The sequence below is a fragment of the Chryseobacterium taiwanense genome, from assembly GCF_000813825.1.
In the GTDB taxonomy this organism is placed as follows: Bacteria; Bacteroidota; Bacteroidia; order Flavobacteriales; family Weeksellaceae; genus Chryseobacterium; species Chryseobacterium taiwanense.
Genome location: NZ_JWTA01000001.1, coordinates 264694 through 279756, shown reverse-complemented (window position 1 = coordinate 279756; position 15063 = coordinate 264694). Strand labels below are relative to the sequence as shown.

Annotated in this window: 15 protein-coding genes; 4 read left to right on the top strand and 11 right to left on the bottom strand. The window is 33.6% G+C overall.

Going from position 1 to position 15063, the window contains the following annotated elements:
* Positions 1–2 precede the first annotated feature (2 nt).
* The 6 genes from RM51_RS01315 to RM51_RS01290 all read right to left on the bottom strand — a co-directional run bounded on the left by RM51_RS01315 (position 3) and on the right by RM51_RS01290 (position 5486).
* Entirely contained in the window at positions 3–437 is a 435-nt protein-coding gene (locus RM51_RS01315; RefSeq protein WP_039364223.1) for a hypothetical protein, read from the bottom strand.
* A gap of 18 nt (positions 438–455) precedes the next feature.
* Positions 456–1487 carry an AAA family ATPase gene (locus RM51_RS01310; RefSeq protein WP_039364221.1) on the bottom strand — a complete coding sequence of 344 codons (1032 nt, stop codon included), beginning with the start codon at positions 1485–1487 and terminating at the stop codon, positions 456–458.
* Positions 1488–1590: 103 nt separating this feature from the next.
* The gene (locus RM51_RS01305; RefSeq protein WP_039364218.1) at positions 1591–2754 is read right to left on the bottom strand and encodes a hypothetical protein; all 1164 of its coding nucleotides are present in this window, start codon (positions 2752–2754) and stop codon (positions 1591–1593) included.
* A 15-nt stretch (positions 2755–2769) separates the two neighbouring features.
* Positions 2770–3564, bottom strand: a complete 795-nt coding sequence (locus tag RM51_RS01300) for a DUF4129 domain-containing protein (RefSeq protein ID WP_039364215.1) — start codon at positions 3562–3564, stop codon at positions 2770–2772.
* On the bottom strand, positions 3557–4516 hold the full coding sequence (locus tag RM51_RS01295) for a DUF4013 domain-containing protein (protein ID WP_228375757.1): 960 nt from the start codon (positions 4514–4516) through the stop codon (positions 3557–3559). The genes RM51_RS01300 and RM51_RS01295 overlap by 8 nt, the downstream gene beginning before the upstream one ends.
* Positions 4503–5486 carry a stage II sporulation protein M gene (locus tag RM51_RS01290; RefSeq protein WP_039364210.1) on the bottom strand — a complete coding sequence of 328 codons (984 nt, stop codon included), beginning with the start codon at positions 5484–5486 and terminating at the stop codon, positions 4503–4505. The genes RM51_RS01295 and RM51_RS01290 overlap by 14 nt, the downstream gene beginning before the upstream one ends.
* Positions 5487–5513: 27 nt before the next feature.
* Between RM51_RS01290 and RM51_RS01285 the strand changes: the two genes are divergently transcribed.
* Entirely contained in the window at positions 5514–6260 is a 747-nt protein-coding gene (locus RM51_RS01285; protein ID WP_039364207.1) for an RDD family protein, read from the top strand.
* 168 nt (positions 6261–6428) lie between these two features.
* Positions 6429–6719 carry a GNAT family N-acetyltransferase gene (locus RM51_RS01280; protein WP_039364204.1) on the top strand — a complete coding sequence of 97 codons (291 nt, stop codon included), beginning with the start codon at positions 6429–6431 and terminating at the stop codon, positions 6717–6719.
* On the opposite strand, the gene RM51_RS01275 is transcribed toward RM51_RS01280, so the two are convergent.
* The 5 genes from RM51_RS01275 to smpB form a co-directional block, all read right to left on the bottom strand.
* Positions 6708–7679 (bottom strand): glycosyltransferase family protein, encoded by a 972-nt coding sequence (locus RM51_RS01275; protein WP_039364201.1) that lies wholly within the window; start codon positions 7677–7679, stop codon positions 6708–6710. The genes RM51_RS01280 and RM51_RS01275 overlap by 12 nt on opposite strands.
* Positions 7676–8503 carry a UDP-2,3-diacylglucosamine diphosphatase gene (locus tag RM51_RS01270; RefSeq protein ID WP_039364198.1) on the bottom strand — a complete coding sequence of 276 codons (828 nt, stop codon included), beginning with the start codon at positions 8501–8503 and terminating at the stop codon, positions 7676–7678. The genes RM51_RS01275 and RM51_RS01270 overlap by 4 nt, the downstream gene beginning before the upstream one ends.
* 61 nt (positions 8504–8564) lie before the next feature.
* Positions 8565–9305, bottom strand: a complete 741-nt coding sequence (locus tag RM51_RS01265; protein WP_039364195.1) for a YebC/PmpR family DNA-binding transcriptional regulator — start codon at positions 9303–9305, stop codon at positions 8565–8567.
* A 93-nt stretch (positions 9306–9398) separates the two neighbouring features.
* Positions 9399–10877 carry an OmpA family protein gene (locus tag RM51_RS01260; protein WP_039364192.1) on the bottom strand — a complete coding sequence of 493 codons (1479 nt, stop codon included), beginning with the start codon at positions 10875–10877 and terminating at the stop codon, positions 9399–9401.
* 77 nt (positions 10878–10954) lie between these two features.
* Positions 10955–11413: an SsrA-binding protein SmpB gene (gene smpB, locus RM51_RS01255; protein ID WP_039364189.1), complete on the bottom strand. Its 459-nt coding sequence runs from the start codon at positions 11411–11413 to the stop codon at positions 10955–10957.
* A 207-nt stretch (positions 11414–11620) separates the two neighbouring features.
* Between smpB and RM51_RS01250 the strand changes: the two genes are divergently transcribed.
* The gene (locus tag RM51_RS01250) at positions 11621–13243 is read left to right on the top strand and encodes an ABC-F family ATP-binding cassette domain-containing protein (protein WP_039364186.1); all 1623 of its coding nucleotides are present in this window, start codon (positions 11621–11623) and stop codon (positions 13241–13243) included.
* A gap of 95 nt (positions 13244–13338) precedes the next feature.
* A complete protein-coding gene (gene recJ / locus RM51_RS01245) occupies positions 13339–15054 on the top strand; it encodes a single-stranded-DNA-specific exonuclease RecJ (protein ID WP_039364183.1) in 1716 nt (571 codons plus the stop codon).
* The last annotated feature ends 9 nt before the right edge of the window (positions 15055–15063 follow it).

The window sequence follows — 15063 nt, the reverse complement described above, 5'->3', positions numbered from 1 at the left end:
AATTAGTTTGAAAGAATAAAATATATAGTTTTCTCTTTATTATTTTTCAATATGTAAAATTCTTCTTTTTTAATTACCTCAACATTTGATTTGTCAAGTTGTTCTAAATCTAAAAACCAATTTGGTTTTAGTTTTACATTTTGTTCAACTTTATTGTTAAACAATTCAAAACTAATTTTATCATTTGCTGAGAAAATTGAATCATAAAATTCCGACTTTTTATAATTAAATTTTCCAAATGCACATAAAGGATCTAAATACGAGACATTCCTCAATTCAGTTGCATCATTATAAATAATTGAAGGAAACCATCCTTTATTTCGTTCATTCTTTTTATTGAATTCATCAAATATTTTATACTCTTGTTTGTATCCCTTTTGACAACTAAAAGTTAAAGTTGCCAGAACAAAGAGTAGTAAAATTTTAATTTTATTCATTGATTAAATTTCTATTACCTATCTAGGAATTTCTATTCCTTCTAAAATCTGTCTGATAATTTCATCGGCAGTCAATCCTTCCATTTCTCTTTCAGGCGAAACAATCACCCTGTGTCTCAATACGGCATAGCTTGCCTCTTTGATGTCTTCCGGAGTTACGAAATCTCTTCCTCTCAGTGCAGCAAAAGCTTTTGAAGCCGTCAGTAATGCTAAACTTGCTCTTGGAGAAGCTCCTAAATATAAAAACTGATTTTCTCTGGTGTTGATAATGATTTTAGCAATATATTCTATGAGCTGAGATTCTACAATGATCTCTTTTACCAAATGCTGATAGTTTTTAAGCTGTTGAGCTGTAATGACGCGTTCTACAACTTCTGTTTTATCTTCTTTTTTACTTTCGTGCTGGTTTTTAATGATCGCTATTTCCTGCTCAAGGTTCGGATATTTTACATTGATCTTGAAAAGGAAACGATCCAGCTGCGCTTCGGGAAGCCTGTAAGTCCCTTCGTGTTCAATAGGGTTTTGAGTCGCCACAACTAAGAATGGCTCATCCATTGTATAACGGGTTCCATCCATGGTGATCTGTCTTTCCTCCATTACTTCAAAAAGAGCCGATTGTGTTTTAGCCGGTGATCTGTTGATCTCATCAATCAGAACAAAGTTGGAGAAAATAGGACCTTTTTTAAATTCAAATTCTGAATTTTTCACACTGAAAACAGAGGTTCCCAAAATATCTGAAGGCATCAGATCCGGAGTAAACTGAATTCTGCTGAAATCTACATCGATCGTTTTTGCCAGTAATTTTGCCGTAATGGTTTTTGCCACTCCCGGAACTCCTTCTATAAGAACATGCCCGTTCGACAATAATGCTGCCAAAAGATGTTCTACCATGTCTTCCTGACCGACAATCACTTTAGCGATTTCAGTTTTTACTTTCTCTAAACTCGCACGAAGTTCGATCATGTCTAAACGCGACTGAAAATCCCCTTCTTTTTTTTCAAGATGTATAGAAGTCTGATTGTCTAAATTTGGGTTTTCAAAATTATCCATACTATTATGTTTTTCAATCTAATAATATAACCGTTCGCAATAAGATTCTTCGCTTTGCTCAGAATGACAACAACATTGTTATAGTATCAGATTACTAGATTTGTTATATTTTAATTATTTCATCTAACAGCTTATTCATTCTTGCAAGATCTTCCTTCATTACATTAGCATAAGGATCTTGTCCTTTTTTGATCAGCGTAATTGCCTCATTAATCATTTCTACAGGTTTCCCGGTTTTTAAATGAAGTTTTTTCGCAAAATCCTCATCCAAATTCTGAGTATCTATTAAAAGATCAAGCCTTACTTTATTTAAAAAGTACTGTGCTTTTTTAGCCATCATATCATGAAAATCTCCTTCCTGTAGGTATAAATTACCTATGCTTTTTACAAATTCTGCCGACGTATTTTTTAATGGTTCTACTATTGGAACTATTCTCTGTTTTCTTTTTGCATTAAAGAAAATAAATAACACCAGTCCTCCTAAAAATATCCACCATGCATATTTCAACGCAGGTTTTGACAGGATAAATCTCATGAAGAATCGTGATTCTTTGGTATTGCTTTCTACAAACCAAAGTGTATCTCTATCCTGAAGATAAGAAAATACATCCTGAAAATATTTTACATTTCCTTTTTTCAGCAAATAATAATTGGTGAGAAACAAGGGCTCACAATGTACATAAAAGGTACCTTTTCCAAATTTTGCTTTAATGAAATTTGCCTGATCTGTATTATTTTTTTCAACGGTTTTCCCAAGAACTTCAATCTCAGGTTTTATATAAGAAAAGCCTCTTCCAGAAGGAAATTTGTCTAAATGAATAAAATCTCCCTGGTATTTTTTATCGGTAAGCTTTATATAATTTTCTTCTTCAAAAGAAATCTGAGAATTATAATACCCAATACTATCTGAAACAGGTTTGGGAAGATGGCTTACAATAATCATCGCATCCGAACCTTTAGAAACCTGATCCATTATTTTTTTCCAGGATTCCATATCGATTTCACTTTCGATTACGAGAATATTATGGGCAGGTTTATTTTTATTCTGATTGTAGTATTCATAGGCGGAAACATCCACTTTTTTAAGCTTCCCTTTAAAGAGATCTTTACTTTCATGGTTAAAAACAAAGAGACCGAAAGGAGACTTTTCATCTACATCAAAATTCTTGCGCCAATCTGTAACTTCTTTTTTGTTTACTTCAAGCAATGCCAATATCACCATAATAATGATGAATACCAAAGCATATATTTTGAAAGTCTTGTTCATTTCTCTTAAAATTAATTACAGTTTGAAAGATTGATATTGTTGCTTGAATCTGGAATAATCTTCTTTATCGATCCCGAATTCACCATACCACACATAATCGAAGATATAAGAGAGTTTTGAAAATTCATTTTTCAGATGCTGATCTTTTAATTCGGCTACGTAATCTTTATTAGTTTTTTCAGGATTCCAGACGATGATTTTTTTGTCGCTCAGCTTTTTTAGGATATATAAAAACTGATATCGAATGGCTGAACGGTATTCTCCATTGTTTTCAAACTGCGCGATACTTTCCGGGAAATTGATCTCGTGAATATTTTCATGAAGTTCTTTTTCTGCAATATTCAGTTTCTTGTTTTTTCTGCCGAAAATAAAGCGGCCATCTTTCCCCAGTAAATATTTAATAATGAAATATAATAGAAATCCTACCAGAACAATGGCAAACAAACGGATTAAAACATCCGTAAATTTTGCTGAACTGCTTAAGCTTGTTTTCCCAAAAATACTTTCTATCAATCTGATGATCTTACGCTGAAGTTTTTCCCAAAAAGATTCTCTGGGTTTTGATACGGAATAGTCAAATTCACTTCCTTTATATCTCGACTGTATATTTTCTTTAATTTTCTTTGGGTACACCGTATTTTCCGTAACAGGCTTTTTCAGCAATACGGAATCTGCACGGTTCATTCCTTTATAATGTTCTTCACTTAAAGAATCTACCACTACTGTTTCAATGGTAGCCGAAGGTTCGCTTTCCTGTGCAAAAGAAAAACCTGACGTAATAAAGAGAAAAAAAAGAATGATTTTATTCATTAATTCCGATCGTATCAATTTCTGCCAATTCTACTTTTTGATGAAGATCTGTTCTACTGTCATAATACATCAATCCTGAGTTGACATAAAGCATATTTGAGGTAAAAAACGAAACCAATACCGATATTGCGTAAAGTATAAAAAACAGCACTCCAAATCCGCTTCCAAGAGGATTCTGCTCAAAATTTCCATCCGGAGCACTCGTGGTTAGTGAAGCAAAAAATATAATCATCGGAATGGTCGTAAAGATCATCGAAATGATGTACAAAATAATGGAGATCACAATAGTACTTCCCCAATATTTCCAATAAGGAGAGCCTTCTCTTGCATTAGCATATGAAAACTGAGTTCTTATCGAATAGCTTAAACTTTCAAAGAACCCTCTCGTTGAATTGAAATAATCATACATCAAAAATGTAATCACATTAAACATTGTAGGAGCCACCAAAAGCATAATAAAAAAGCCTATTATTATAAACATAAGGGCATAAGAAATCCCGAGTATAATGAATGACAACGGCACCATTATAAAAGTCATTCCTAGGCATAGGATGATTATTTTTTTCAAATGTTGTTTAAAATCACCTAAAATATCATCGGTTCTGATTTTAGTTTCACCAGCGGCCAATCTTTTTAAATAAAAAACAGGATAGAGATAATTGATGATCATCAAAATCATGAACAGTACAAACGTAATCGCTCCGACTGTAAAAAACATCCCCAGATTATCTTCAAAATAATTTTCGAAGTAGTAACTATCTCCACTTATATTTGATCCTAAAATCTGCCCAAAAAGCTCTTTAAAACCAAAAATAAAAACGACTACCATCAAAATAAGAAGCAGACCGTTCAGTAAAATATAATTTTTGAAATAATTTTTACCATAAAGCTTAAAGAAAGAAAAACTGTCACTTATGAAAGTTCCAAAGTCTCTTTTTTTATAAAACTGCATCATGTATGTGTTTGTTAATTTTTTTATTTACAATATACGGATACACAAAATAGTACCCTCCTATGATCGCCAGTGAACCGAAAATAATAATGATATTCAAAATCAAAGGCATCTTCAAAGCATGTCTCGTTACATATCCTTCAATAATTCCGGCACATATCGTAAAAGGAACCGTGCTCAGAAATATTTTAAATGAATCTTTAAATCCTATTTTGCAGGAATTGAACCTAGAAAGCGTTTTTGGAAATAAAATAGAAGCTCCTAAAATCAAACCGCACATTGCCTCAACAACCATTGAAAAAATTTCAAAAACTCCGTGAAGCCAGATTCCTCTTGCACTGTCCTGTAAAGCTCCATATTCTGAAAAGAAATACTGAAAAGAACCCAACATAATACTGTTTGACAACAAAGCAAACAAAGTTCCTACTCCACCAAAAATACCGTACAAATAAAGTTTTGCCCCAACTCCGATATTATTGAAAATAATTCCGATAGTACTTCCCCATGTAGAACCGCTTTGATACACTCCTACCGCATTTCCTTTCTTTATATTCTCAATGGTCATATTGACATAGTCTTCTCCCAAAATAATATTGGCAAAATCTTTATCATAAATAGCCGAAACGACTCCCATAGAAGTAAAAAGAATAAAAAAGAGGAACGCATACAAAAGATACCTTCTGTATTGAAACACCAAAAGAGGAACCTCGGTTTTAAAGAAATAGGTAATCCTATTTTCTTCTACTCTTTTAGTTTTATAAATTTTCTGATAAATCTGAGAAGAGAGATGATTTAAGTAAACCGTTGTATTACTTTTAGGATAATAAGTTTGTGCAAAAGAAAGATCATTGATGAGATTAATGTACAGCGAAGAAAGGTCGTCCGGATTTTTTTTTATTTTCCCCTGAATAACCTGCTCAATTCCAAACCATTTTTCTTTATTTTGTTTAATGAAATAAACTTCTCTCATAATTGTAAAGCTAAAATAATAAAAAATATGTCTCAAATTGCGATTAATACCTCACAAAATGTCAATATTAATTTTAATGTTGCGAGCGTGGGCGAAAGGATGCTTGCTTTTATCATCGACTTGTTGATAAAAATTGCTTATGTGATCGTTATCTTTTATTTATTTTTCAACGTTCTGGATTTAGGCTATTTGTTGGATGGGCTTGATCAATGGTCTCAAATGGCAATTTATATCGCCATTACTTTTCCTGTATATATTTATCCTTTAGTTTTAGAAAGTCTTATGGAAGGACAAACTCCCGGTAAAAAAGCTTTAAAAATAAGAGTGGTAAAAATTGATGGATATCAAGCAAGTTTTGGCGATTATATGATTCGTTGGGTATTTAGAATTGTAGACACTTTATTTGTAGGAGTCATTGGTCTTATTTCTATGATTATTTCTAAAAATAATCAGCGGTTGGGTGATATTGCTTCAGGAACCGCGGTTATTTCCCTTAAAAACAGCATCAACATTTCCCATACCATTCTTGAAAATATACAAGAAGACTACATTCCCTCTTTTCCACAGGTAATTGCTTTAAGTGACAACGATATGCGAATCATTAAAGACAATTATCAAAAGGCATTAAGAATAGACGACAGACATATCATTAATAAACTTTCCGAAAAAATAAAAAGCATTCTTAAACTGGAAACAGATCCGAAAATGACTGAAAGGCAGTTTATAGGAATTATCATTAAGGATTATAATTATTATACCGGAAAAGACAGTTAATATCAATTGTGAATTTTACTTCGTAAGTGAATTGTGAATTTTTAATTCAATTTTAAAATTGACAAGTTAAACGAATTGACCATTCACAACTCATCTTCTTTTCTTGATCTACATCAAAACACCATCGGTGTGGTTTTTGTACTTTTACATATCATTAAAACCTAGATTATGAGATTCGAAAACAATAAATCAGGAAACGGTGGAGTTCTTACCTTGAACAATGAAACTAAAGAAATCGGAAGACTGACCTACACTATTTTCCCTGAAGAAAATAAATTCATCATTTCTTTCGTACTGGTTCACCCTGAATTTGAAGGTCGTGGAATGGGAAAATTTCTGGTAGAAGAAGCCATAAAATTTGCAAGAGAAAACAACTGGAAAGTCTATCCTCACTGTTCTTACGCAAGATCTGTAATGATGAGAATGAATGATGTGGAAGATATTTTTTTAAAGAACTAAAACCTCATTCACCAAAATCTCTTCAATATCATTCGGATAATCCACTTTCAGATGTTGGTCGGCATTCACCCATTTTTCTATTTCTTCAAGCTGTAAAACTTTTGAATTAGGAATTCCCATTTTGTCCAATGCACAAGCATTACACTCCTGTTCATATTGATTATGAATAGGAATAACGAATAATTTCTTATCCATAAAAAGAGCTTCTGCCGGACTTTCAAATCCCGCATTACAAAGAATTCCGTCACAATTTTCGAAAGATTTCAAATACTGAATTTCATCAATCGGGAAAACTTCAACATTATTTTCTCTGAACTGAAGTTTTGTGTATTTAGAAAACACCTTCCATTCTACAGGAATCTGTTTTAAAACTTTAATAATGTTTTCATCTGAAAAGCTTGGAAGATAGACTAAATAAAACCTTTTTTTATCGGGATTAAGATTTCTTATTTTCTTTCTGATAACAGGCTTTTTAATTTGCGGGTGATAATTTTCAAAATGAAAACCGATTTTTCGTTCGCTTGGAACGTAATATTTCAAAACCAAATCTCCAAAGAAATCTTTCTTTTCAGGTTTAGGTGTTTCTTTAAACAACATTGAAGCTTGATGACTGAGTTCAATCATCGGAAGTTTTTTCAGTTTACATGCCCAACCCGTTAAAGGTTCATAATCGTTGATGATTAAATCATATTGTGAAAGTTCAATCTCTCTGATCGTTTTTATCGCTTTAAAAAAATCATTATCAAAAAACGTTTTCTTATACGACAAACCACCTGTTTTATCGTAAAGCAACGAAATACCTTTATGTTGAAAATTAACATCAAAATCAGCCTTTAATTGCGATTGATGCCCACTGATCAATGTATCAACCTGTGCGTATTTCTTTAAGATAGGAACAATTTCCTGTGCTCTTGCTACGTGTCCGTTTCCTGTTCCCTGAAATGCATATAATATTCTCATTTAGAAAAATTGGTTACCAGTTTCAAAAGCTCTTCATTAGGAATATCTTGAATTTCTTCCGTTTCGTCATCTGTTAGCAAATGCTTGTGCTCTTCGTAATAAAAGATCTTCCATTCATTATCGTTATACTCCAAAGCAGAAAGATTTTCTATCCAGTCTCCGGAATTAAGATAAGTACAAGATCCTTTTTTAGTCACCACTTCACGAATCTGAGGTTGATGAATATGACCACAAACCACATAATCATAATGGTTGTCGATGGCAAGCTCAGAAGCCGTTAATTCAAAATCTCCAATATACTTGACTGCTTTTTTTACATTATTTTTAATTTTTTTGGAAAACGAGTATTTTTCTCTACCCATTTTCTCCAAAAACCAATTTACAACATTATTGATTACAATCAGTAAATCATAGCCTTTCCCGCCCAGTTTTGCAATCCATTTAGAATGCTGTACTGATGCATCGAAGACATCTCCGTGAAAAATCCAGGTTTTTTTGTTGTTTATGTCTAAGCAGATTTTATTACAGACTTTTAATTTACCTAGCTCGAAATCTGTAAACTTCCGGAACATTTCGTCGTGATTTCCGGTAATATAGAATACTTCAGTATTTTTTGTAGCCAAAGAAAGAATTTTCTTGATGACTTTTAAATGAGGTTTAGGAAAGTAAGACTTTTTGAACTGCCAAATATCTATGATATCTCCATTCAAAACTAAAGTTTTAGGCTGAATGGAATTCAAATATTTTAATAATTCTTTAGCCTTACATCCATAAGTCCCCAAATGAACATCCGAAATGACAACCAATTCAATGTTTCTCTTCATAGATGATTTTATGCAAAGAAACTAATTGAAAATTAACTGTATATGAATGCTATGTTATTTTTTATAGAGAGTTCATCAACTCTTCTGTAATTTCCATGTTGTGATATACGTTTTGTACATCATCATCATCCTCGAAACGCTCAAGCATTTTCATATTTGCTTTGAACTGCTCTTCGTTTACTTCTTTTGTATTATTTGGAATTCTCTGTAATTCTGCGCTTTTTGCTTCTATACCCAGTTCATCCAGTTTGTGAGATAAAGATCCGAAATCTTCAAAAGCAGTAGTAATCATTACTTCTTCTTCATCTTTTTCCACATCTTCTGCTCCACCGTCGATCATTTCCATTTCAAAATCATCCCAGTCCATTTTAATTTGAGCTAAATCGATGGTGAAAATTCCTTTTCTATCAAAAATAAATGCTAATTCACCATTCTTTCCAAGGTTTCCATCAAACTTATTGAAAACAGCTCTTACGTTAGCAACTGTTCTTGTTGTATTGTTTGTAGTACATTCTACAAAAAAAGCAACACCACCTTGTCCGTAGCCTTCATAAGTAACTTCTTCGTAGTTTTCCGCATCTGCACCACTTGCCTTCTTGATTGCTCTTTCCACATTGTCTTTAGGCATATTTGCTCCTTTCGCATTCTGGATGCATCTTCTCAATGCCGGATTAGATTCAGGATCAGTTCCTCCTGCTTTAACTGCCAAAGCAATGTCTTTACCTATTTTAGAGAAAGTTTTGGCCATCTTGTCCCATCTGGCCATTTTAGAAGCTTTTCTATATTCAAACGCTCTTCCCATTTTTATTTTAAATTTTCCACAAAATTAATTAAAAGTCAACGAAAAAAAAATACCCCCAAAAAATTGGAGGTATTTATTATTTAGAAAAATTAATTATTTTTTCTTTTTAGCTGGAGCTTTCTTAGCTGGAGCTTTTTTAGTTGGCTTAGCTACAGTAATGTCATTTTTCTTGTAAGTTTCCCACTCAGCACCTGAGATAGCTCTTACGATAACTTTTCTGTCAGCTTGTCTTTCTGCATCAGTTGCAGTTGCAGGAACAGTAGCTTCTTGAGAACCGATACCGATAGACTTCAATACTGTTGGATTAACTCCTCTAGCTTCTAAAGCTGAAACTACAGAAGCAGCTCTTTGTCTTGATAAGTTCAAGTTGTAAGCAGCAGAACCTTTAGCATCTGTCATACCAACGATAACAAAGTTTTCAGCTGGTGCTTCTTTAATGATTTGAGCAGCTTTATCTAATTTACCACTAGACTCAGGTCTGATTGTAGCTTTGTTGAAATCAAATAAGATATCTTTCAACTCTTTAGTTACAGTAACATAAGTTGGATCAGCTGGTTTTGGACAACCGTTATACTCTGGTAAACCTGGAACTGTAGGACAAGCATCATCTTTATCTAAGATACCGTCACCATCTGTATCTGGCCAAGGACAACCGTTGTTTTCAGCAGGACCTGCTACTGTAGGACAAGCATCATCTTTGTCGATAATACCATCACCATCTGTATCTGGCCAAGGACAACCGTTGTTTTCAACTGGACCAGCAACTTCTGGACACTGATCGTCTTTATCTGGAATACCGTCACCGTCTGTATCAGGACATCCTTGGAATTCTGGTAAACCTGGTGTATCTGGGCAAAGATCATCTTTATCTAAGATACCATCTTTATCTCTATCTCTGTTACCAAATCTAAAGTTCAATGATGCTGAAGCTTGCCAGAAGTTAGCATAGTTTGCTTTATCTCCAGGAGTTGAAACATAGTCACCTTGAACACCTAAACCGAAGTTTTTAGTTACCCAAAAGTTAACACCTGCACCTGTAGAAACTGTAAAGTGGTTTGCTTTACCTTGTTCATTACCATTTTCTCCATTTACTACAGTTTCTCCGTTAGCATCTGTTCTTGGGAAAGAAAGAGATGTATAGTCGTGTCTCAAGTAGTTAGCACCAACTCTTAAATATGGATCGAACCAAGAATCTTCATTCTTCCATAAAAGACCTGCAGCGTGAGCTTGGAAACCAAGACCTGTCATTAACATGAATTCTTTACCCATGTTAAGTCTTTTGTTCTCAACATTTCCTACAGAAGTTTGCCAGTCGATAACTAAACCTTTACCAACATTTCTAGCTACAGTAAGCTTAGACAATGGTGGAGTAATAGAGAAGTTGTTCATATTGAACATTGTCTTCGTCAAATTACGAGCAGCGAACGTATTACTGAAGTTATTTCTCTGTGCCAAGTGGTTCTCTGCATGAGCACCTACTCCGATCAACCAAGGGTTGTTGGTCGTCTGAGCGAACACAGTAGAAGCAACAGTAAGCGCCAATGCTGAAATTCCTAATTTTAGATTTTTCATAGAATTAAATGATTAAATAATTGATAATGCAAAATAAATATAATTTTTCTTTATATACAAAGTTTTTTGGATGATTTTTAACTTTTCTTTAATATTCTATCTAGGTTTCGTTTATTTTCTCTATCTTTTATGCTTTCCCTTTTATCAAAGAGTTTTTTCCCTCTTCCTAAGGCAATTAAGACCTTGGCTTTTCCCTTGTCATTGATATATAATTTTAAAGGTATGATTGTATTTCCTACATCCTTTAATTTCTTCTCGAGTTTTTGCAATTCTTTTTTGTGCAAGAGCAATTTCCGTTCCCTTTTTGTTTTATGATTATAAAAAGTTCCCAATTTATATTCGTCAATCATCATATTAATAATATATAATTCCCGATCAATAAACTGACAGAACGATTCGGTAATGGAAGCTTTAGATGATCGTAAAGATTTTATCTCTGTACCTGTTAAAACCATTCCAGCCTCAAATTCTTCGAGGATTTCGTATTCAAATCTGGCTCTTTTATTTAATATATTGACTGTTTTTTCAATCTTCATTTTTAGATCGTATATAAGAGATGATGTAAGAATTTAATATAGCTATACTTAATAAATTCATTAAGCGGTCTAATCCAGACCCTGCATTTTATTAAATTTGATTAATGAAATATATAAAAAATACCCCATATTTAAAAACTTGACTATTACATTATTACGAAATACCCAAATTCTTTTCGTATTTTTGCGCCAAATTTACAAAACTATATGTTAACAGTATCTAACTTATCTTTACAATTCGGGAAAAGAGTTCTTTTTGACGAGGTAAACATTATGTTTACGAAAGGAAACTGCTACGGGATTATCGGAGCAAATGGTGCAGGAAAGTCTACATTCCTTAAAATATTAACAGGAAAGCAGGATCCTACAACTGGAAATGTATCTTTGGAACCCGGAAAAAGGATGTCTGTTCTTGAGCAGGATCACTTTGCATTTGATCAATATAATGTTCTTGAAGCTGTTTTAAGAGGTAACAAGAAACTATTCGAGATAAAAGAGGAAATGGATGCATTATATGCAAAAGAAGATTTCTCTGACGAAGATGGAATTAAAGCTGGTGAACTAGGTGTAATCTATGATGAAATGGGAGGTTGGACTGCAGAATCTGATGCACAGACCATGCTTTCAAACGTTGGTATTAAAGATGACATGCACTGGCAAATGATGAGCGAACTAGAGAACAAAGACAAAGTAAAAGTTCTTTTGGCTCAGGCGCTTTTCGGAAATCCTGATGTACTTATTCTAGATGAACCTACGAATGACCTTGACATTGATACAATTTCTTGGTTAGAAGATTTCTTGGCAGACTACGAAAACACCGTAATTGTTGTATCTCACGACCGTCACTTCTTGGATACGGTTTGTACACACATCGGTGACTTGGATTATGCTAAATTAAACCTTTACACAGGTAACTACTCTTTCTGGTATCAAGCTTCACAGTTAGCAACAAGACAAAGAGCTCAAGCTAACAAAAAAGCAGAAGAAAAGAAGAAAGAACTTCAGGACTTCATCGCAAGATTTAGTTCAAACGTTGCAAAAGCTAAACAAGCTACAGCAAGAAAGAAAATGATCGATAAATTGAACATCGATGATATTAAACCATCTTCAAGAAGATATCCTGCCATCATTTTCGAAATGGAAAGAGAAGCGGGTGATCAGATTTTAGATGTAAAGGGTCTTGAGAAAACAAAAGATGGAGAATTATTGTTCTCAAACATCGATTTGAACCTTAAAAAAGGAGATAAAGTTGCTGTCTTGTCTAAAAATTCATTGGCCATTACAGAATTTTTCGAAATTTTAGCTGGAAATGTTGAGGCAGACAAAGGAACTGTTGCTTGGGGAGTTACAACAAACCAATCTCACATGCCTTTAGATAATACAAACTTCTTCCAGGAAGATTTGAGCTTGGTTGACTGGTTGAGACAATTCACTAAAAATGATGAAGAGCGTCACGAAGAATTTGTAAGAGGATTCTTAGGAAGAATGCTTTTCTCAGGTGATGAAGCGTTGAAATCTTGTAAAGTACTTTCAGGAGGTGAAAAAATGAGATGTATGTTCAGTAGAATGATGCTTCAGAAAGCAAACATCCTTTTATTAGATGAACCAACGAACCACTTAGACCTTGAAAGTATCACAACGTTGAACAATTCATTGTCTAATTTCAAAGGAAATCTTTTGTTAGCGTCTCATGACCACGAAATGCTTTCAACTGTCTGTAACAGAATCATCGAGTTGACTCCAAACGGAATCATTGATAGAGAAATGACTTATGACGAATATCTTGCTGATAAAAAAGTCAAAGAATTAAGAGAGAAAATGTATTCTTAAAATAATTAAAACCGTTCATCATCTGAACGGTTTTTTTTTAATGCCACTCTCAACAATAAATCTTAGTTTTAAATATAATTCCCTATTTTTGTGAAATGAGTCAAAAATGGATTTACAAGCCCGAACCGGATGAAGATATTGTAGACAGATTAAGTTCGTCACTTGGTTTTGGGACTTTTGAATCTAAACTTCTCGTTCTTAGAGGCATTGACAATTATCAAAAAGCCAGAGAATTTTTCAAACCTAATCTCAATGACATTCACAGTCCGTTTTTAATGGCCGATATGCAAAAGGCTGTTGAGCGTATTGCTACCGCTATTGAAAATGGTGAAAAAATATTGGTATATGGTGATTATGACGTAGATGGAACTACGGCTGTTGCGTTGATGTACCTTTATCTTAGTAAAATCGTTGAAAAAAAATATCTGGATTATTATATCCCCGACAGAAATTCTGAAGGGTATGGAATTTCAACAGAAGGAATTGATTTCGCTAAAGAAAACGGATTTTCGTTAATCATCGCTCTCGATTGTGGAATCAAGGCTTTAGATATGATAAGCTATGCCCAGAGTTTGGATATTGATTTTATCATTTGTGATCACCATTTACCGGGAGAGGAAATCCCAAACGCAGTGGCTGTTCTTGATCCTAAAAGAAATGATTGTAGATATCCTTTTAAAGAACTTTCGGGTTGTGGAGTTGGCTTTAAACTTTGTCAGGGATTAAATACCATTTATAAAATTCCTGAAGCAGAATTATTTGAATTAACAGATCTACTGGCAATTTCTATTGCAGCCGATATTGTTTCCATGACCGGAGAAAATAGAGTTCTGGCAAAAATGGGGCTTAAAGTTTTACGTAAAACTAGAAATTTAGGTTTAAGATTATTAATTCCTGAAGATAAATTATCACACTTTGAAATTTCAAATATTGTTTTTGAAATTGCTCCCAAAATAAACGCCGCAGGAAGGATTTCTCATGGAAAAGCTGCTGTAGAGCTTATGGTTTCAGATAATTTGAAGCATGCGCATCAAATTGTAAGTGACATTATGAACCTCAACGATGAAAGAAGAGAACTTGATATGAATTCTACTCTTTCTGCGCTTAATCAGATTATAGAGTCTCAGCAACAAGCAAAACATAGTACGATTGTGTATCATCCTGAATGGAACAAAGGCGTTATAGGAATTGTTGCTTCCCGACTGATTGAAACTTACTACAAACCTACCCTAGTCTTTACTGACGGAAATAATGGAGAAATGGTAGCTTCTGCAAGATCTGTTTCCGATTTTGATGTGCATGAAGCCTTGGATATGTGTTCTGAATTTTTCTTAAAATTTGGAGGACATCACGCCGCTGCAGGTTTATCAATGGAAAAAGAAAAGTTTGAAGCTTTCAAAGAAAAGTTTGAAAGAATAGTTTCGGAAAAGATTCAGGAGCATCAAAAAGAACCATCTATAAGTATCGATACTGAAGTTCAGATTGAAGATATCAATCGTGAGTTTATCAACTTTCATAGAAAGTTAGCTCCATTCGGACCTCACAATATGAAACCTATATTTTCGATGAGTAACCAGAAGCTTTCCGGTTATTTAAAAACAATGGGGAAAGATAATAATCATCTTAAATTTTATATTAGACAGGATTCTACCAACAGAAATATCGAATGTGTAGGCTTTAAACTGGGACAATTTGCAGAAGAGTTTAAAAATAAAAACTTTGATATCGCCTTTACTTTGGAAGAAAACCATTGGAAAGGTAATGTAACCCACTATTTAAATATTAAAGACGTAAAGTTCAGAGATAATTAATCACTCCAT